The 18,668-nt window shown below is 37.7% G+C and carries 14 protein-coding genes; 8 read left to right on the forward strand and 6 right to left on the reverse strand.

The window, feature by feature from the left end; translation table 11 throughout:
• Positions 1 to 3: 3 nt before the first annotated feature.
• On the reverse strand, positions 4 to 792 hold the full coding sequence (locus tag G4D61_RS08410; protein ID WP_035355168.1) for an SGNH/GDSL hydrolase family protein: 789 nt from the start codon (positions 790 to 792) through the stop codon (positions 4 to 6).
• A gap of 231 nt (positions 793 to 1,023) precedes the next feature.
• Between G4D61_RS08410 and G4D61_RS08415 the strand changes: the two genes are divergently transcribed.
• Complete coding sequence (locus tag G4D61_RS08415; RefSeq protein ID WP_035355170.1) at positions 1,024 to 1,935, forward strand: LCP family glycopolymer transferase; 912 nt, start codon at positions 1,024 to 1,026, stop codon at positions 1,933 to 1,935.
• 523 nt (positions 1,936 to 2,458) lie between these two features.
• Positions 2,459 to 3,343, forward strand: a complete 885-nt coding sequence (gene galU, locus G4D61_RS08420) for a UTP--glucose-1-phosphate uridylyltransferase GalU (RefSeq protein WP_025730903.1) — start codon at positions 2,459 to 2,461, stop codon at positions 3,341 to 3,343.
• 184 nt (positions 3,344 to 3,527) lie between these two features.
• Here galU and mngB read toward each other — a convergent pair whose 3' ends face one another.
• The 3 genes from mngB to G4D61_RS08435 all read right to left on the reverse strand — a co-directional run bounded on the left by mngB (position 3,528) and on the right by G4D61_RS08435 (position 8,964).
• Complete coding sequence (mngB, locus tag G4D61_RS08425) at positions 3,528 to 6,137, reverse strand: mannosylglycerate hydrolase (RefSeq protein WP_025731402.1); 2,610 nt, start codon at positions 6,135 to 6,137, stop codon at positions 3,528 to 3,530.
• Positions 6,134 to 8,098, reverse strand: coding sequence for a PTS 2-O-a-mannosyl-D-glycerate transporter subunit IIABC (gene mngA / locus G4D61_RS08430; protein ID WP_052137791.1), 1,965 nt, complete (start codon positions 8,096 to 8,098; stop codon positions 6,134 to 6,136). The genes mngB and mngA overlap by 4 nt, the downstream gene beginning before the upstream one ends.
• Before the next feature lie 137 nt (positions 8,099 to 8,235).
• Positions 8,236 to 8,964, reverse strand: coding sequence for a MurR/RpiR family transcriptional regulator (locus G4D61_RS08435; protein WP_035353445.1), 729 nt, complete (start codon positions 8,962 to 8,964; stop codon positions 8,236 to 8,238).
• Positions 8,965 to 9,388: 424 nt separating this feature from the next.
• Between G4D61_RS08435 and G4D61_RS08440 the strand changes: the two genes are divergently transcribed.
• The gene (locus G4D61_RS08440) at positions 9,389 to 11,236 is read left to right on the forward strand and encodes an Ig-like domain-containing protein (protein WP_081979027.1); all 1,848 of its coding nucleotides are present in this window, start codon (positions 9,389 to 9,391) and stop codon (positions 11,234 to 11,236) included.
• 246 nt (positions 11,237 to 11,482) lie between these two features.
• Here the strand turns inward: G4D61_RS08440 and G4D61_RS08445 are convergent, their stop codons facing one another.
• Positions 11,483 to 11,971, reverse strand: coding sequence for a hypothetical protein (locus G4D61_RS08445; protein ID WP_025731408.1), 489 nt, complete (start codon positions 11,969 to 11,971; stop codon positions 11,483 to 11,485).
• Between the two features lie 192 nt (positions 11,972 to 12,163).
• Between G4D61_RS08445 and G4D61_RS08450 the strand changes: the two genes are divergently transcribed.
• The 5 genes from G4D61_RS08450 to G4D61_RS08470 all read left to right on the forward strand — a co-directional run bounded on the left by G4D61_RS08450 (position 12,164) and on the right by G4D61_RS08470 (position 17,835).
• Positions 12,164 to 14,098: a BglG family transcription antiterminator gene (locus G4D61_RS08450; protein ID WP_035353442.1), complete on the forward strand. Its 1,935-nt coding sequence runs from the start codon at positions 12,164 to 12,166 to the stop codon at positions 14,096 to 14,098.
• Positions 14,099 to 14,237: 139 nt separating this feature from the next.
• On the forward strand, positions 14,238 to 14,567 hold the full coding sequence (locus G4D61_RS08455; protein WP_025731410.1) for a PTS sugar transporter subunit IIA: 330 nt from the start codon (positions 14,238 to 14,240) through the stop codon (positions 14,565 to 14,567).
• Between the two features lie 160 nt (positions 14,568 to 14,727).
• Entirely contained in the window at positions 14,728 to 15,039 is a 312-nt protein-coding gene (locus tag G4D61_RS08460; protein WP_205603244.1) for a PTS sugar transporter subunit IIB, read from the forward strand.
• A gap of 68 nt (positions 15,040 to 15,107) precedes the next feature.
• Positions 15,108 to 16,487, forward strand: coding sequence for a glycoside hydrolase family 1 protein (locus G4D61_RS08465; protein WP_163173693.1), 1,380 nt, complete (start codon positions 15,108 to 15,110; stop codon positions 16,485 to 16,487).
• Positions 16,488 to 16,524: 37 nt separating this feature from the next.
• Positions 16,525 to 17,835 (forward strand): PTS sugar transporter subunit IIC, encoded by a 1,311-nt coding sequence (locus G4D61_RS08470; protein WP_035349248.1) that lies wholly within the window; start codon positions 16,525 to 16,527, stop codon positions 17,833 to 17,835.
• A gap of 55 nt (positions 17,836 to 17,890) precedes the next feature.
• On the opposite strand, the gene G4D61_RS08475 is transcribed toward G4D61_RS08470, so the two are convergent.
• Positions 17,891 to 18,667 (reverse strand): acetoin reductase, encoded by a 777-nt coding sequence (locus G4D61_RS08475; RefSeq protein WP_163173703.1) that lies wholly within the window; start codon positions 18,665 to 18,667, stop codon positions 17,891 to 17,893.
• Position 18,668 lies beyond the last annotated feature (1 nt).

An 18,668-nucleotide genomic window follows, 5' to 3' on the forward strand; every position in this document is an offset into this window, starting at 1 on the left:
TCATTATGAATGTCCAGCAATAAAATAATCGCGTAAATAGTCAAACCAAATCTTATTTCCTTTTGCGTTTGGCGCCACTTGCTCGCCGTTTTTAAATTCAATGTCTTTCTTCAAGTCTTTGCTGTTCGTGCCTGGCCAGTCTTTCCAATGATCAAGGTATGGAAGCTTCTGCTCTTGGGCAAACTTTTTCAATTCCTTCACTTGATCAGGATAATTGCTGGCTTGATAAATCGGGAACGACGGCTGGATGATCACAACGGCATCTTTCCATGTTTTTACGGCTTTCAGCAAATTTTTGTGTGTATCTTTAGGAGCGACAGACCCGTTATCATTTAACACAAACGGTTCAAATAAAACTAAATTCGGATGTGCATCTGCCACCTTTTTATCAAGCTTCTTAGAGATAAATTGTTTGGATGTCACATCACTTGGAAATAGTGTGACAGCGACTTGATCCCCATATGCCTGAAGCAAAGCTTTTTTTAAATCGCTTGCCCATCCTTGTTTTTCAGTCCCCATCGCTTTGGAACCGACAATTGCAATAGTGTACGTCTTCTGATCTTTAATTGCCTGTTGAAAATCATTTTTTGCCTGCTGCGGCCAATGGGCAGTATAAGGCATGAGCTTAGCAGCTAATGCAGCGGTTTTTTCTTTCTTCGTCTCCGTACTCGCCTCCGCTTTTTGACTAGAAGCAAAATGGGAAACATCAATTTTTTCCTGCCAATGGCGATTCCCGATGACAAGAAAGGCAATCGTTGCGACGATCGCAATCAGCGTGAGAAAACTCCGCATTTACCAAACCTCCTATCTAGTAAAATATATGTAGTGTTAGAATATTCAAATGATAGCATAATATTTTGATAGGAAGAGAAATACGCCAATTGTTCTAATAAATATTGAAAAAGCGACAAAAATTTCGTATAAATAAAGTATTGCAATAAAGAAACGATCTATCAGAAAAGTCGCAAATTATGATATGATAGCAAATGAATGACAAAAAACTACATAAAAAGGAAGAATCATATGTTTAAAAAACTATTCATTACTTTAGGGGTTATTATTGGTATTGTTGTCGTTGCCGGAGCTGGACTCGCTTGGTATTCATACCATTCGGTTAAAAATACGGCCGAAAAAATCCATGATACAGATGCTTCAGCACCAAAGAGCGAATCAAACCAAATTAAAAATCAAAAGCCGATTTCCATTCTTCTATTGGGCGTAGATGAACGACAAGGTGATGTCGGAAGATCAGACACGACAATTATTTTAACGTTAAATCCAGCGAAGAAAACGATGCAGATGATTTCGATTCCACGTGATACAAGAACAGAAATTGTCGGAAAAGGAACAATCAATAAAATTAATGCGGCCTATGCATATGGCGGTCCTGTCATGGCGCTTAACACCGTAAACAAATTTGCAAATTTAAATATTAAACAGTATATCCGCATTAATATGGAAGGATTAGCAGATCTTGTTGATGCTGTTGGCGGAGTTACCGTAAATAATAAGCTTGACTGGATTGATGAAGGCTATTATAAAAAAGGATATCATTACAAAAAAGGTGTCATTACGTTAGACACCGGTAAAAAGGCACTCGGATATGTACGCATGCGCCATCTTGATCCACAAGGCGATTTTGGCAGAAACCAAAGAGAACGTGATGTCATTATGGCAGTCATTAACAAAGCAGCTAGTGTCAAATCAGTTTCACACTATATGGACATTCTCAATGCCATTCAAGACAACGTAAAAACAAACTTAACCTTTGATGATATGAAAAATATTGCAACTAATTATCGAGACAGCAAGGACCATATTAAACAATATGAAGTACAAGGTACAGGCGGCAATATAAATGGCATCTATTACTTAAATGTAAGCGATGCGGAAAGACAAAAAGTGCATAATATGGTTGAAGATATGGAAAAATAATGATAGAAAACTGTTAAGTAGAGAGTCTCTTTATGGGGCTCTTGTTTTTAGTCTGAACATTGGAAGATTTAACTCTTTTCGTAGCTGAATAGAAGTATAGCGATAGAAATAAAATCGAAAAAGCGGTTATAACATTACTATAAAAAGTTATAAAATTTCTAGGATTTCTCTATTTAAAGTGATAAGATAATACTAGAAAAAATGGGAATATAGAAATTTGTCGAATTTTGTTGAAATTTTATTTCGTAGATTTTAACAATATGTAGAAAAGAAGATTTTTAATGATTAAGATCTTCTTGATGACGGGGTACGAATATATCAATAAATATTCTGTCGTAACACATTTATACGATTATTGCCCTTTACACCATATGAATGGATGTGTTGATAATCTCATAGCCAATATTAAAACTTTAATAGAAGGCGATACATAATGTTTTAAAGTTGAAAATTGCAAAGAGATATTAAAGTAGTATTTGAAGAGTTAGTATCTATTATAAGAAACTACTAGGGGGATTTATCGATGAAAAAAGTGAAAAAAGCGATTATTCCAGCGGCAGGGCTTGGAACAAGATTTTTACCAGCAACAAAAGCAATGCCCAAAGAAATGTTACCAATTGTTGATAAACCGACAATTCAATACATTGTTGAAGAAGCAGTAGCTTCAGGAATTGAAGATATTATTATCGTAACTGGTAAAGGAAAAAGAGCGATAGAAGACCATTTCGATAATGCCTGGGAATTAGAACAAAATCTTGAGGAAAAAGGAAAACATGAACTGTTAGAAAGAGTGCGGTATGCGTCGAATTTAGCAAATATCCACTATATTCGTCAAAAAGAGCCTCTTGGACTTGGTCATGCTGTATGGTGTGCACGTAATTTTATCGGTGATGAACCATTTGCAGTGCTACTTGGGGATGATATTGTCCAAAATGACCCACCATGTTTAAAACAACTAATTGATCAATATGAAGAAACACGTTCTTCTGTTATTGGTGTACAAGAAGTACCAGAAAATGAAACACATCGCTATGGTGTGATCGCACCATCATCACAAGCGGGAAGAAGATATCAAGTAGATACATTTGTGGAAAAACCAGCGCCTGGGACAGCACCATCTAACCTTGCAATTATTGGACGGTATTTACTAACTCCAGAAATTTTTATGTTTCTTGACAAACAAGAAAAAGGTGCAGGCGGAGAAATACAATTAACAGATGCAATTCAACAGTTGAATCAAATTCAACGTGTGTTTGCTTATCAATTTGAGGGAAAAAGATATGATGTTGGTGAAAAATTAGGATTTGTGCAAACAACAGTTGAATTTGCTTTGCAACATGAGGAAATCAAAGATGAACTTCTAGCATATTTAGAGAAGACTTTACGAAAGAGCCATATAGAAAGCTAATAAAAGAGAAGGGCTCTGATAAATTACTTCAGCATAAGATCCTTCTTATTATTTCTTTTTTTATGCGATGGCTAAATAACCTCATGATTGGGGAACAAGTATATTTGAAATGTTTGAATAATATCATCTTTTATAAGCATATTTTAAGAAAAGGCTAATCACATATGATTAGCCTTTTCTTAATTTAAAACAAAATTGTTTTCACCTGATTCGCCTTTAAAGCAACCTTTATTTCGTTCTGTTCTACGTTCAATGGAGCAATGCTTTTTTCATTTAAGTTTGCCTCTACAACTTGTTCAATCGGCTGTTTGAATTGGAATGTGCTGTTGCTGATTGTTTCGGTTGGATTGTATATGCGTAAAACTAGTTTGTTTTCTTTTTCTGCTTTTTTCAATGTGCTGATCACTGTATTGCTGCTCTTTTCTTGCAGCAGGCTATATGTCAGCGGTGTCGGCACACTGGATGGATTTAATTTCATCGCATTGAACGGGATTTTGTTATATGTTTCAATGGCTGTTGTATATTGCTTTGCAATTCTGCCGACATTTGCAGCAGTTGTTGATTGTTGATGTGTTGTGATCGCGAATTCCATCGTTAATGTCCCTAACATTTGTGAATCGGGAGTCGGCAGTTTAATTCCTGATGGCCGGCCAGGTCTTCTTAACATTTCTTCTTTTCCTAAAAAACCGACACTGCGGAAAAGTGTGATCGCAATCGTGTCATGATGACTGCCGATTATTTCGTATTCTCTCGTGCTATTCGTTAAGACGCTCACACCATATTCGTCATTACATAAACCTACGAATGAAAGCATCGGATAGATGGAGTCTGGCCGTTCACCCCAGTTTTCCTCTTGCCAGTAATCCATCGCAGGGTCATAGACGTTGCGCTTAATGAAGCCGAACTGATTGTCCGCAATTGAACATTTAGACGCGATCCCTGTTGGAATTAATGCGCGTAGGCGATGGTCCATTGCATGATTATCGAGTTCAACTTTGATGTTGATCATTGGCTTGTGCTTTGGAATTGTTAGTTTCCAATGAACGTCTATGAAACTATTATGATTGTTTCTTTTCCGTTCGTCTAAATTGCGCGGAATATTGAGTTTGAACTGAATGTCAATTTCTGCTTCATACATATGTTGAACGATGTGTACATCTGCTTTGACTTGATCACTGTAGATAAGCGTTTCGTTTGGCAGGGGAGAGAAGTCGTATTCATCTCCGTCATCTCCGCCATTTTCCAATAGCAGGATATTGTTAAATTGCTTTTCCAGCTGTTTATCCCATATATTGAGTGTCCCGTTCGGATTAACGGTAATTTGATAATAATCAGTTTCGATGCTTTCTTTTTCGGCAAAGGAATGCGTCATATCTGTATCTGTAGGAACGATAAAATAAGTTTTATAGCCCATCGCTGGAATTGAATCTTTTAGTTGAATTGTATATTTGTAGAATGGATCATAGTTTCCGTAATGAACGATTTGGCGATCGATTAATCCTGGATCTAATTCTTCTTTGCTGATGACCTCAAATGGAATGATCGTTCCGTCTGCATCTTCTAATGTAAAAGAATGAAGCTTTGTGGTCACAGTTGTTGTAACGACTTCTTCACGGTCATATGGAAGCAGATTAAAGGCGGTCAGAAGATCTTCAGAACGATCGGTTTTAATCGCATCAGTCATTTTTCGTTTATAAAATTCAATGAGACGATCAGTCTTTTCTTCTGCAAGGAAAAAGCGATTTGCGATTTCACGATGAACTTTATCAGAACAGCAGCAGCCGATGCTGTCATGGGCGTGATTCTTCATGATTTCTTTCCATATCGACTCGATTAAGCCGTGATGATAGTCGAATCCTAAAGAATAGGCAATAGATGCGAGCGGTTCAAGGATGTTCGTTATTTTATTTTCAATGCGGGTGTTTGCCGCTTTAATATCCATCCGTGTTGAATAAATACTGCGATGAACCCGCATATATTTGCCGTCTAAAAATTCGCCTTGAATCGTCGGCAGTGCATGATGCTGTTCTAATTCCGCAAAAACATTTTCATATTTACTTAAGAAAAATTCACGATCGGGATATAAACGCTGCAGCTTCTCGATAATGGTAAAAATATTTTTTTGGATAGGCATTTGATCGTGACCATTTGGAAGAATAATATTTTCTGTCGTAGCTCCCCGATCCAAGACAGGAAAGTATTTGTTCATTCGTTCTTGAAGTTGTTCCTCGTTCTCAGGTAAATATTTGCCAATTGCGTAGCCAAGCGGAAACAGTTGGACAAGCACTTTAGATCCATCAACACTTTCCCAGTAAAATTCGGTTTTATCCGTACCATGACGTTCAGATGTGCCGCGCCAGAAAATCGAATATTGAATATCAAAGCCATTTAAAATTTGCGGCATTTGCGAAGATTGGCCGAACGAGTCGGGAAGGTAGCCAATCTTCATCGCTGTTCCGAATGCTTCACTATCTTTTAAGCCGTAGAGGAGATTGCGAACAATCGATTCCCCGCCAACGATCATTTCATCTGTTTGTGTATACCAAGGGCCGATAATGAGACGGCCGTCTTGGATTAGCTTTTTTACCCGTTCTTTGTTTTCTGGTTTTACTTTAAAATAATCTTCAAGAATTGCTGTTTGCCCGTCCAGTACGTAGTAAGGGTAGTTTTGGTTTGTCTCTAGCATATTTAAGATTTCTTCCATATTATTGACGAGTAAAATTTGCGATTCTTCTGTTGAAAAATACCATTCTCTATCCCAATGCATATGTGGTACAATATGAACTTTTTTCATGATGCCCCTCCAACTTTTTTATTAAGTGCGACTGATTGGTTATTGCGAACTTCTTTTTTTAGTTTGTTCTTTCTAGTAATAATTAATAGAATCATAGAGATGAGTGCACCAATTAATGCAGCGCCAAGCCAAATACTGGCGGCTAGGAGGATAGGCTGTCCTTTTACTAATGCTAAGGAAAAAATACCAGCTCCTGGGACACTTAAACCGATATGAAAGTATGCGACAATGGCGCCTGTAACAGCGGAACCGGCAATTAAGGAAGGGATGACACGGAATGGATCATTAATCATAAAAGGAATGGCCCCTTCCGTAATACCTGCGAGTCCAAGCAACCATGTTTGTTTGCCGATTTCTTTCTCTTGCTTATTAAAATATTGTTTTCCGATAATCGTTGCAGCAGTAACTGAAAAGGCCGAAACCATTTTAACAGAGGAGAATGCTGCGTAAGGAACGATATTGCCGCTTGCCATTGCGCCAATACAGAAAGTGTAGGCGGCTTTGTTTACTGGCCCCCCTAAATCGAAGGAAACCATCGCCCCGATAATAGCGCCTAAAATAATCGCATTCGTGCCAGACATACTGCCTAACCATTTGACTAATCCTTGATTGATCCAAGCAAGCGGTTCGCCAATGACAAATAGCATAATCGAACCGACGACAAGTGTGCCGACAACGGGATACACCCAGAAGCTCACAAAGCCTGCAAATGTTCCTTTTGGCTGGATATTTTTCTTCATAAATTTCAAGAAAAATCCTGCTAAGAAACCGCCGAGCATCCCGCCAAGAAATCCGCTCCCAATTAGATTTGCGGCGACACCGGCTGCAAATCCGGGACCAAGTGCTGGTTTATCAGCGATTGAATAGGCCATATAAGCAGCTAAAATCGGCACCATCAGTTGTCCAAGCAGCCCGCTGCCTAATTGGCGAAGAAGCCAAAGCCATGAACCTTCATGATTGTATACATCTTGCAGACCAAAAGCTTGAGAAATGAGGACTGCTGCAGCTAATGTCATACCGCCGGCTACAATGATCGGAATCATATAGGAAACACCAGTTAAAATCGAATCTTTTATTTCATTTTTAAAGGTTTTTCCCCCGAGATCATCGGAAGAAGATGACGTGTTCTTAGTTGGATCGTATTCTTTTTTTGGCTCCCTTTCTGCTTTTTCGAGTGCTTGTTGAATGATTTCCTTCGCATTTCGTAAAGGAGCGGCAACAGATGTTTTCATTTTTGGAAGGTGAGCATAGCGCCCCTCATCTTTAACGGCAACATCGGTGGCAAAAATAACAGCATCTGCCTTTTTCAAGAGCGCAGTTGTATGGCGATCTTCAATGCCATTCGCTCCTTGCTTTTCGACAAAAACATCGACACCTAGTTCATTTCCTGCTTTTACAAGTGCCTCAGCAGCCATATAAGTGTGAGCGATCCCCGCTGGACAGGCTGTAATCGCAATGATTGTTTTATCAAGCTTCTTTACGTTTTTCTTTGTTTCTGCTGTATTCATATTATCTAGCCGCATATATAGCTCAGTATTTGTTTTTGAGTGTAATAGTTTCTCTTTATAGGATGGATCCGACAGTCTTGTTACTAATTCTGATAATAATGCAAGATGTGTAGAACCTGCTTCGCTTTCTGGTATTGCTAATAGGATGACGAGCTGTACTTGATTGTTCGGATCGATGCTCTCCCAATCTGTCAGCGGTGACTTGAGTACTGCAACTGCAAAAGCTGCTTCCTTGACAGTTGATGATTTACCGTGGGGAATGGCAAGGCCGCCCTCGAATCCTGTAGGGGAATGCGTTTCTCTATCTAATACCGCTTGTAAAAATATTTCTTTAGAATCTATTTTTCCAGCCTCAGCCAGTTTGTTCACCAAGTGCTGAATGACTTCTACTTTTGAATGGAATACATTCCCAGTGCTGATTAAGCTTGGCGAGGTGAGTGCTTGTAGTTTCATTGTAATACCCCCTTTTTTATATTTGTAAGTGTTTACATTTTTGATTTTAACAAATAAAAAAATAAGAAGAGGTATTCTTCGTATTTTTACACATATAGAATCAGTGATTCGTATTTTTCGTGTATTTTTACACAGATTTAATAATGTTCCCAATAATATTGAGATAATGTTTGTAAAATAATCATCACTGGCGTTCTGTCCGTAATATTGTAGCCGTTTTTCATCTTTTTTGGTGCATCGCAATATAGATTGATTTCAGCCGCCTGCTGTAGAGAATTACGGCTAAAATGAGTCAGCGAAATGATCGGAATTTGCCGCGTTTTTGCTAGTTCTGCCATTTCAAGCACTTGCTGAGTTTCTCCGGTCAGACTGATTAAAAATAGCACATCATGCTTCGTGTACTCATTAAGCGTACGAACCATTTCATGACGATGATGATAAAATTCTGCAATTTTGCCAACGACGCGCAAGTTCCGGACGATCATTTCGCAGAAGTTGGCTGTGTCGCCAACTGCAAAGAACAGGACATGCTTCGCATCATGAATCATTTTAGCTGCTGCTTCAATCATTTCTTGGTCAATCAGCTCAAATGTTTTTTGAATATGAAGGAAGGAGCTTTCCTTTTCTTGAATAGTTGTTACATCAAGCTCTTCTTTTAAACTATTTTTCATGTGGGAAAACCCATCATATCCCAGCTTCTTAGAAAGCCTTGTAATCGTATTTGGGACTGTAAACAGATTAGCCGCGATTGCCTGAATGGATTGATGAACGAAACCTTGTTTGTTTCTCATAATATATTCAATAATTTGGTCATCTGTATCATTTAACTTGTATTCAAACTTATGTATACGTTCTTCAAAGCGCATGCAGCTCACCCCCAGCATTAGCATTAACTTATTATAACAAATATTCCAAAAAGGTGCCTGACCCCTTTCGTGCGATAAAGCACGAAAGGGGTCAGGCACTTTAAATAAAAGAGTAATAAAATCTGGTTAAATATATGGTATAATTTTCCTATATTTGAATGGTTGAATATTGTTGAAACTTTAGGCCATTAAGGGATGACTCTATAAAAATTAAAGAGTGGACGGGGTGTTCACGTCATAAAACTTCATAATGGTCATAATGTAGGATTTGGAAGTGAGAGTTAAATCAATAGGGGGGAGAGTTCGAACTATCTAAAGCAAAATAATCGTTATAGGTCATAGTTAAATATAGGCTTTTTAATGCTTCCAATTAGATATTCAACATTCACAGAAAAATGGAATATAAAGGGGGAGTTTATAAATTATGAAGCAAATAGTAGGATCAGCTTTTTTTGTCCTTTTTTTCACTATTTTTTTCAGCCATTTTGCATATGCAGCAAATACAAGTATTTCTTCGGGAGTTTCTGTTAATGGTAAGTTGGCTTCAAGTAGTTCCGAGAACACTTATCAATTTACAACCACTAAAGATGGTGAAGCGTACATCACAATTGATCATGCAACAGGCGGCTTATCGCTGGAAATTGATGATGCAAATGGGAACTACGTAGATTCTGAGAGTATTAGTTCAGCAGGAGAAACGATTAAGCTTGATGAACACCTGAAAAAAGGAACGTATTATGTAAAGATCACATCGTTTTATTGGGATGGAATTACAAGTGCGAGTTATCAATTGAAAGCTACATATCCCGGTTCTATAAAAAGGGATAATACGAGTTTTGAACCTAATGACACTTTTGAGACAAGCTTTGCTATTAAATCAGGTCAATTTTATTCGTCAACATGTGAATCTAATATTGATAAAGATGTATACCAATTTACAACTACTCAAGATGGTGAAGCGTATATTACGCTTGATCATGCAACAGGTAGTTTTTCGCTGGAGATTGATGATGTATATGGAAACAATGTAGATTCTGAGAGTATTAGTTCAGCAGGAGAAACGACAAAGCTTTATGAGCACTTGAGAAAAGGAACGTACTATGTACAGATCAAGCCATATTCATATTATTGGGATGGACTAACAAGTGCGACTTATCGCGTAAAGGCCACATACCCTGGATCAATTAATAGGGATTCTTCAAGCTTTGAGTCTAATGATACATTGGAGACATCTTTTCCTATTACTTCCAGAAAATACTATAGTTCTAGCAGTTATTCTGAAATTGATCGCGATGTGTATCAATTTACAACGAACCAAGACGGAAATGCGAGTATCACCCTTGATCATACAACAGGCAGTTTTTCATTAGAAATTGAGGATGCAAATGGGAATTATGTAGATTCTGAGAGTATTAGTTCAGCGGGGGAAACGATTGCCATTAATGACCGCTTGAAAAAAGGTAAATATTATATCGTGATCACACCGTATTATTGGGATGGACTAACAAGTGCAAGTTATCGTCTAAAAGCTTCCTTTTTAGATAAAGCACCGACAGTAAATACGATATCAGATCATTCTACTGCAATTACTGGAAAAGCAGAGTCCAAAATAAAAGTATATGCTTATGCAAATGGTAAGAAGCTAGGGGAAACAACAGCAACTAACGGAGAATATTCGATAAAAATTCCAAAGCAAAAAGCCGGAACAGTCATTACTGTATATACAGTGGATGCAGCAGGAAACAGAAGTGCTGATAAAACCGTTAAAGTCCTTGATAGAACACCGCCGACAACGCCGACGGTAAGTTCCGTTTCAGATTGGTCTACTGTCATTTCTGGAACAGCAGAATCAAATGCGAGGGTGTATGCATATGCAAAAAGTAAGAAACTAGGTGAAGCAACAGCGAAAAGCGGAAAATATTCACTTAAACTTTCAAAGCAAAAAGCTGGAACCGTGATTACTGTATATGCAGTCGATCCTTCAGGGAATAAGAGTGGCAGTAGAACGGTTAAAGTCCTTGATAAAACACCGCCGGCAACACCATCAGTAAATAAAGTAACAAGCAAATCAACAACTATTACTGGAAGTGCCGAAAAATCAGCAACGGTTTATGTTTACAATAAAAGCAAAAAGCTTGGATCTGGAAAAGTGGATAGCAAAGGACATTTCAAAGTGAAAATAAAAGCACAAAAGAAAAAATCAACACTTACCGTTTATGTAAAAGACGCAGCAGGTAACAGTAGTAAAGCTAAAAGTGTAACAGTTTACTAGATATTTGAGAGTTTGAGGATAGCCTAAATGGCTATCCTTTTTCCTTAGTAACAGCTCCATCAGAATTGTTCACATTGGGTTCCTATAGGGTAGACACCGAAACGACATACCCTGATATAGCATTAAAGCTGTCTCCAAATATGATGAAACATAGCTGATTTCGGAAGTGATAAAAGGATTTATCCATGGTAAGCTCCCGTCACATCGTTTGTGTTTATGGATTAAAGTGACAGGAGATTTATCGGATTATATTTGAAAAATACTCTCAAGTATGGCGTATGGGTTATCAAAGAAAATTTGTGAATTGGTTGGAGCATAATAAATCTCGGGTTCAACAAGATCCATCGATAACATTTTTTCTCGCTCGATTTCCTTTTCAAGGAGATGGATCGAATCAGTTGGATTGTTTCGCTGGCTGTTGATCTGAGAATTTTCCTCACCTTTAAAATGAAGGCTAATACAAGCAATTTGTTCTTTTCCCTTCATGATGAATAACTCGTCGCTTTCGTTTGAAAAAGCTTTAAATTGCAATGTATAATCGTAGGAAACTCTTACAGCACCATTTCTTTTCTTTACGATAAATCCTCGTTCTCTAAAATAATCCTCAAATGCATCTAGAAATGCCTGTTTTTTCTGAGCAATTGCTGGTAGGACATCTTGTTCAAATAACTTTGTATTCTTTTCTTGCAAACTAACGAATTCTCTTTTTAACACTTCAACATCTTTTTCACTCATCACCATTCTCCTTTGCTCATACATCGTTTTGTAATCGCTACACTTATATTTGATATTTTAACATGAAAGAGTGGTTAGTTACTTTTTCATCTTTTTATGTATAATGGAATAAATTAGCCCCCAAAGGTGCCTGACCCCTTTCGTGCTTTATCGCACGAAAGGGGTCAGGCACCAAAGAAAAGAGGAATTTGCATGATTTCAAACCGTCAAAAGGAGATTTTGCAATTATTGATAAAGACAAGTGAGCCAGTAACGGCAGATTGGCTGGCGAAGGAAATTGGGGTGAGTGATCGTACGATTCGCAGTGAGGTAAAAGCACTGCAATCAGAGTGTGAACAATTTGGTATTGCTATTCATTCCATTAGGGGAAAAGGATATCAGATTAAAATGGTTGATCCAAATAAATTCCAAGCGGCTTGTGAAACCATTGGAAACGATGGAAATGAAAGTGGTTTCGATTATTCTGATCAGCAAAGCCGTGTCGTCTATATGATTAGACGATTTTTGCTAGAGAAGGAGTTTATTAAACTAGAAACATTTGAGGATGAAATGTTTATCTCAAAGTCTACTGTTCAGCACGATTTAAAAATGGTGAAAGAGGTTTTGGAGAAGTATCAGTTAACATTAATGAATCGCCCCCATTATGGAACAAAGGTAGTAGGGGATGAATATATGAAAAGACTATGTTTATCCAATTATATTTTCCGTAATATTGATTTCAGTGCAAGTCGTGATGGATTTTCATTATTGGATGAGCAATTGTATAAAAAGATTAAAGATATCATTATTATGAAAGTCAATGATTATAAGATAGAAATATCCGACATTGCCCTTGAAAATTTGGCAACACATTTGACTATTGCCTGTAAACGAATTGAAGAGGGCTTTTTAATTGGAACATTAGAACATGATTTTTATAAAACATATCCTTTTGAGAAGCTTGTAGCCCATGAAATAGTGAAAGAGGTCGAAGCATTGACGGGTTTACATTTTCCAGATGCTGAGATTGACTACATTATTGTCCATTTGGTAGGAACGAAACTTTTACATCAAGATGAACTGACGGAATATGGTGAGTATGATGAAGTTAGCCATATTGTTTCAAACATGTTAGAAAAGCTGCGATTAGAGATGAATTGGGATTTTCGGGATGATCATGAACTCATCCAAGCACTTACTTTGCATATTCGGCCGGCGATGAACCGATTAAGATACCATATGAACATTCGCAATCCTTTCCTAAAGGAAATTAAAATGAAATATCCTGTTGCTTTTGAAGGTGCTGCTGTTGCTAGTACATGTATGGAAGAGTATTTGGCGCAGGAAGTAGGAGAACATGAAATTGCCTATATTGCTCTTCACATTGGTGTCGCCTTGGAAAGAAAAAGCGCCAGAAAACAAGAGGCTAAAAGAGTGCTGATTGTATGTGCGTCCGGAGTAGGAAGTGCGAAACTGCTTTATTATCGGCTTCAGCGTATGTTCGGGAATGAATTGGATATTGTAGATACCATTCACTATTACAAATTAAGGGAATTTAATTTATCGTCTATTGATCTTATTATTAGTACCGTCCCTATTCACGAAGATTTAGGCATTCCTGTTCAAGTAGTTCATACCTTTCTGGAAGAAGAAGATATTCAGCATATCAACCGGAAACTGTATGCATCCACGGACGGTTCACTTGCGGCTTATTTAGATATTTCGAGAGTATTCATTCATCAGGATTTTCATGATAAGGATTCAGTGCTTGCTTTTTTATGTGATCAATTGTTGACACAAGGACTTGTCCCAAAAGATTACATCAATCTTGTTCAAGAACGGGAGATGCTCGCGCCAACTTGCTTTGGTAATTTAGTCGCAATTCCACATCCGATGACGCCTGTCACAGAAAAAACATTTTGGACTGTTTGCACGTTGAAGCGGCCAGTCATTTGGCATGAACGACAGATGGTTCAATTTGTTTGTCTATTAAATATTTCAAAACATGCAAAAGGCGACCTTGCCCCCATGTATCAGCATTTAATATCGATTATCGAGAATCAAGTGACAGTGCAAAAAATCATTCAAACGGCTTCGGCTGAAGACTTGATCAAACTGTTCCTCAGGGAGGAATATAAAAAAGGGTAACATTTTCCGCTATTCAACGGAAATGGAAGAAATGTAACGCTCACGTTTTTTCATATAAAATAATCGTATTAAGATCAGTAATCAATGAATGATTAAAAGTAAATGTTTTTACAAAGGACGATAAAAGGATGTGGAGACAATGAACGAGGAAACAACGGAGATGATCGCTTTTCAGATTATCAGCAATGTTGGTATGGCAAAGAGCTGTGTAATGGAGGCACTGTATGCGGCAAAAGACGGCGATTTCAAATTGGCAGAAGAAAAATTGCAGGAATCTAAACAATTTTTTGTAGAAGGCCATAAAGTTCATGCATCACTCATTCAAAAAGAAGCTGCCGGTGACCGATTGGAACTATCGATGATATTTATGCATGCGGAAGACCAGCTAATGAGTGCCGAAACGATTTCTGAATTAGTAAAGGAAATGATTGACATGTATAAAACATTCGGCAGCACAACTGGAAAATAAAGATGGAAACTAGTTGTTTTCTTTTCGAAAGGGCGCTTCTTGAAAAATTTTATATTGCAGTCATTTCCGTTATGAAACGGAAATTTATCCACTCTTAATTGAAAGCGCTTTAAATTATAATGAACGTACAAAGGAAATCATTTCTTTAGGGGGAATAAAGATGAAAACAATCATGTTAGTTTGTGCGGCAGGTATGAGCACTAGCCTATTAGTAATGAAAATGAAGAAAGCAGCAGAGGCAAAAGGATTGGAGACAGATATTTTTGCTGTTTCGGCATCTGAAGCAGATTCAGTTTTAGAACAAAAGAATGTTGATGTCCTGCTTTTAGGACCGCAAGTTAAATTTTTGAAAAATCAATTTCAAAAGAAATTGGCCAGCAAGAATATTCCAGTAGATTCTATTAATATGCAATATTATGGCATGATGAATGGGGAAAAGGTGTTAGAACAAGCGCTTAGTATGATTGGCTAAGCTATAAGCACTTTATTGTATGGTGAAAATGATTTTTATTAAAACGATCTGAAATAGGAGGATGAACGATGGCTAATAGATTAAGAGATGACTTTTTATGGGGCAATTCAGTTTCTAGTATGCAAACAGAGGGAGCATGGAACGAAGGTGGAAAAGGAATGTCTGTTTACGATATTCGAAAGTCATCAACACATGCATCAGATTGGAAAGTTGCAATAGATAGCTATCACAGATACGAAGAAGATTTTGATTTCATGCAGCAGCTTGGGATGAATTGTTTCCGCTTTCAAATATCTTGGAGCCGAGTAAATCCTTTAGGCGATGGGGATTTTAATGAAGAGGGAATCGTATTTTATGATACATTTATTGACGCACTAATTGAACGTGGAATTGAGCCAATGATTTGCTTATACCATTTTGATATGCCGCTTCATCTTGCAGAAAAATATAATGGATTTCTCAGCAGAGAAGTAGTGGATGCTTTTGTAAAATACGGCAAGGAAATGGTGAATCGCTTCGGACATAAAGTGAAGTATTGGATCACATTCAATGAACAAAATTTATACCATATGCCTGTTGCGTTTAGAATTAGTGGCTACATGAATGGTGAGAAAACATTAGATGAGCTTTATAAAATCCAGCATCATGTGATGATGGCCCACACTTACATTGCCAATTATATTCATGATCACATTCAAGATGCATTAATTGGCGGGATGCTCGCCTATTCAGAAGTATACCCGGCAACTTGTAAACCGAAGGACATTCTATATGCAAGGAAGATTGATGAGTTTTTCAACCATAATCTTTTAGAGGCGTTTACGAACGGAACGTATTCAAGCGAAGTAATGCAATATGTTCGCAATGAAGGCGTTGATATGGGGATTCAAGAAGGGGATCTTGAAGAAATCGCAAAGTTGAAAAGTGACTTCCTATCTTTTAGCTACTATGCAAGTACGACAATCAATAGTGATCTCGTTCCGGAGAATACAGCGGTGAATGATTATTTAGAAAAGGGAAAACAGGATAATCCTTATTTAGATACAACTGAATGGAATTGGCAAATCGATCCTCTAGGATTCAGAGATATTTTGAATAAGATATACAACAGATATAAGCTTCCGGTTTTTCCAATTGAAAACGGGATTGGCGTCATTGAATCTTGGGATGGGGAACATGAAATTCAGGATGATTATCGAATCAATTATCATCGGGATCATCTTCAAGCAATGAAGGATGCTATTTTCATAGATGGGGTCGATGTCATTGGCTATTTAGGATGGGGATTGATTGATATATTGAGTTCTCAAGGAGATATGCGTAAGCGGTACGGAGTCGTCTATGTGAATCGGGAAAACCATGATTTAAAAGATTTAAAGCGGGTGCCGAAGAAAAGTTTCTGGTGGTTGCAAAATGTCATTAAAAATAATGGTGAGAATCTAAGCTAGATAATGAATCTATGAAAAACACAGGGGGATAATGGAGATGAACAATCAAATACAGACGGAATCCACTGAAAAATTATCATTATTAGATAGATTTACCATGTTTGCTGCGAAATTAGGAAACCAGATTCATCTACGTTCACTAAGAGACGCTTTTGCCGTTATTATGCCGCTATTCATCTTGGCTGGTTTAGCAGTATTAGTGAACAATGTTGTATTTCCTTGGTTTTTTAAAGGAGAAATGCTGAAAAACGTACAATATTGGGGCACTGTCATTACAAATGGTACATTAAATATTTCAGGGCTGTTAATTGCTCCTATGATTGCTTACTGTTTATCTAGAAATAAATCCTATAAAGATCCTTTAGCCTCGGCAGTGATTTCATTGGCAACACTCATTATTATTATGCCAAATACTGTTTCGGTCATCCCAGATGGAGCGAAACAAGCTGTAGATGTATCAGCTGTTCTAACGTTCACAAATATTGGAACGACAGGGATGTTTGCTGGTATCATTGTTGGGCTAGTGTCTACAGAATTGTTCATGAAAATATCTAATATTAAGAAACTCCAAATAAACTTAGGAGAAAATATTCCTCCTGCAGTAGGAAAATCATTTAGTGTAATGATTCCTGCTATATTAGTGTTATCCTTCTTTGGCATCATCTCCTTGATTTTATCAGTAGGGTTCCATACAAATTTAATTAGCTTAGTTTCCACGATGATTCAAGAACCATTAAGAAAGATTAATACTAGTTTAATAGGTACTGTCGTCATTTATAGTATTGGGAACTTTCTTTTTTCGGTAGGGATACATCAAAGTGTCGTAAATGGAGCATTATTAGATCCATTATTACTGGCAAATATGAATGAAAATATGTTAGCGTATGCGCACGGCCAGGCGATTCCGCATATTATCAATAGCGCTTTCGTACCGACGTTCGGCATGATTGGCGGAACAGGGAGCACCATTTCATTAATTATTGCAACTTTCCTATTTGGCAGGAACAAAGCTTCGAAAGATATTGCAAAACTAGCAACCGCTCCAGGAATCTTTAATATTAATGAGCCTGTCATCTTTGGTTATCCAATCGTCTTTAATATACCTATGATGATTCCGTTCGTCTTATTGCCTGCATTTGGCATTATCATTGCCTATTTTGCCACAGTAATAGGTTTTATGAGCAAATGTGTCGTGTACATTCCATGGACGACGCCTCCGTTACTAAGTGCTTACTTAGCAACAGCTGGTGATTGGAGAGCAGTCATCGTGCAACTCATCATCATTGTAGGCGGGGCATTCTTCTACTTGCCATTTATGAAAATTAGCGAACGCATAAATCAGCTTTAAAAGGTGCCTGACCCCTTTTGTGCGATAAAGCACAAAAGGGGTCAGGCACCTTTTATTAGTTAAAGACAATTCCGCCATCAATCATAATAGATTGTCCTGTCATGTAATTAGAGCCAGGTGAGGCTAAGTAGGATACGAAATCTGCAACATCGGTAGGTTCCTCTGTTCTGCCTAAAGCAATTCCTTCTGCATATTTTTTAAACGCTTCTCCTTTTTGGAGCCCCATATATTTCACCATTTCCTCATCTATCCGATCCCACATGCTTGTCCCAACAATACCAGGACAATACGCGTTTACGGTAATATTGTATTTAGCATATTCTTTTGCAGTTGCTTGTGTAAAGGCGCGGACTGCAAACTTCGTAGCCGAGTATGCACTTAACATGTCAAAGGCTTGGTGCCCAGCGATACTGCAGGCGTTAATAATTTTTCCACCTGTCTCTTGAGTTTTCATTTGTTCGGCTGCGGCTTGAATGCCGTATACGACACCGAATACATTGATTCGAAAAATATTTTCTAAGTTTTCAGGAGCAATTTCTTCAAAAGGGCATACTAACTCGATGCCAGCATTATTGACAAACACATCTACGCTGCCAAATTGGTCAACCGCTGTTTTCACTAGTGCTTTTTGATCCGCAGGGTTTGATACATCGCCAATAAAAGAAGCAACTTGATCATGTTGATTTTTAAATTCTTTTGTTGTTTGTTCAAGTACTTCTCCATTGCGGTCACTTAAAATAATTGCAAAACCATCTTGAGCTAATCTTTCCGCAATACCTTTCCCAATACCTTGACCAGATCCTGTTACTACTGCCACTTTTGAATTCGTCATA

The organism is Heyndrickxia ginsengihumi (assembly GCF_011008565.1).
GTDB lineage: Bacteria > Bacillota > Bacilli > Bacillales > Bacillaceae_C > Weizmannia > Weizmannia ginsengihumi.

What these genes read in the sequence shown, in the direction of transcription:
- G4D61_RS08435 (WP_035353445.1), bottom strand. Translation starts at nt 8,964, where the DNA reads ATGCGCTTTGAAGAACGTATACATAAGTTTGAATACAAGTTAAATGAT.
- G4D61_RS08465 (WP_163173693.1), top strand. Translation starts at nt 15,108, where the DNA reads ATGGCTAATAGATTAAGAGATGACTTTTTATGGGGCAATTCAGTTTCT.
- G4D61_RS08475 (WP_163173703.1), bottom strand. Translation starts at nt 18,667, where the DNA reads ATGACGAATTCAAAAGTGGCAGTAGTAACAGGATCTGGTCAAGGTATT.
- mngB (WP_025731402.1), bottom strand. Translation starts at nt 6,137, where the DNA reads ATGAAAAAAGTTCATATTGTACCACATATGCATTGGGATAGAGAATGG.
- G4D61_RS08445 (WP_025731408.1), bottom strand. Translation starts at nt 11,971, where the DNA reads ATGAGTGAAAAAGATGTTGAAGTGTTAAAAAGAGAATTCGTTAGTTTG.
- G4D61_RS08440 (WP_081979027.1), top strand. Translation starts at nt 9,389, where the DNA reads ATGAAGCAAATAGTAGGATCAGCTTTTTTTGTCCTTTTTTTCACTATT.
- galU (WP_025730903.1), top strand. Translation starts at nt 2,459, where the DNA reads ATGAAAAAAGTGAAAAAAGCGATTATTCCAGCGGCAGGGCTTGGAACA.
- G4D61_RS08410 (WP_035355168.1), bottom strand. Translation starts at nt 792, where the DNA reads ATGCGGAGTTTTCTCACGCTGATTGCGATCGTCGCAACGATTGCCTTT.
- G4D61_RS08455 (WP_025731410.1), top strand. Translation starts at nt 14,238, where the DNA reads ATGAACGAGGAAACAACGGAGATGATCGCTTTTCAGATTATCAGCAAT.
- mngA (WP_052137791.1), bottom strand. Translation starts at nt 8,098, where the DNA reads ATGAAACTACAAGCACTCACCTCGCCAAGCTTAATCAGCACTGGGAAT.
- G4D61_RS08470 (WP_035349248.1), top strand. Translation starts at nt 16,525, where the DNA reads ATGAACAATCAAATACAGACGGAATCCACTGAAAAATTATCATTATTA.
- G4D61_RS08460 (WP_205603244.1), top strand. Translation starts at nt 14,728, where the DNA reads ATGAAAACAATCATGTTAGTTTGTGCGGCAGGTATGAGCACTAGCCTA.
- G4D61_RS08415 (WP_035355170.1), top strand. Translation starts at nt 1,024, where the DNA reads ATGTTTAAAAAACTATTCATTACTTTAGGGGTTATTATTGGTATTGTT.
- G4D61_RS08450 (WP_035353442.1), top strand. Translation starts at nt 12,164, where the DNA reads ATGATTTCAAACCGTCAAAAGGAGATTTTGCAATTATTGATAAAGACA.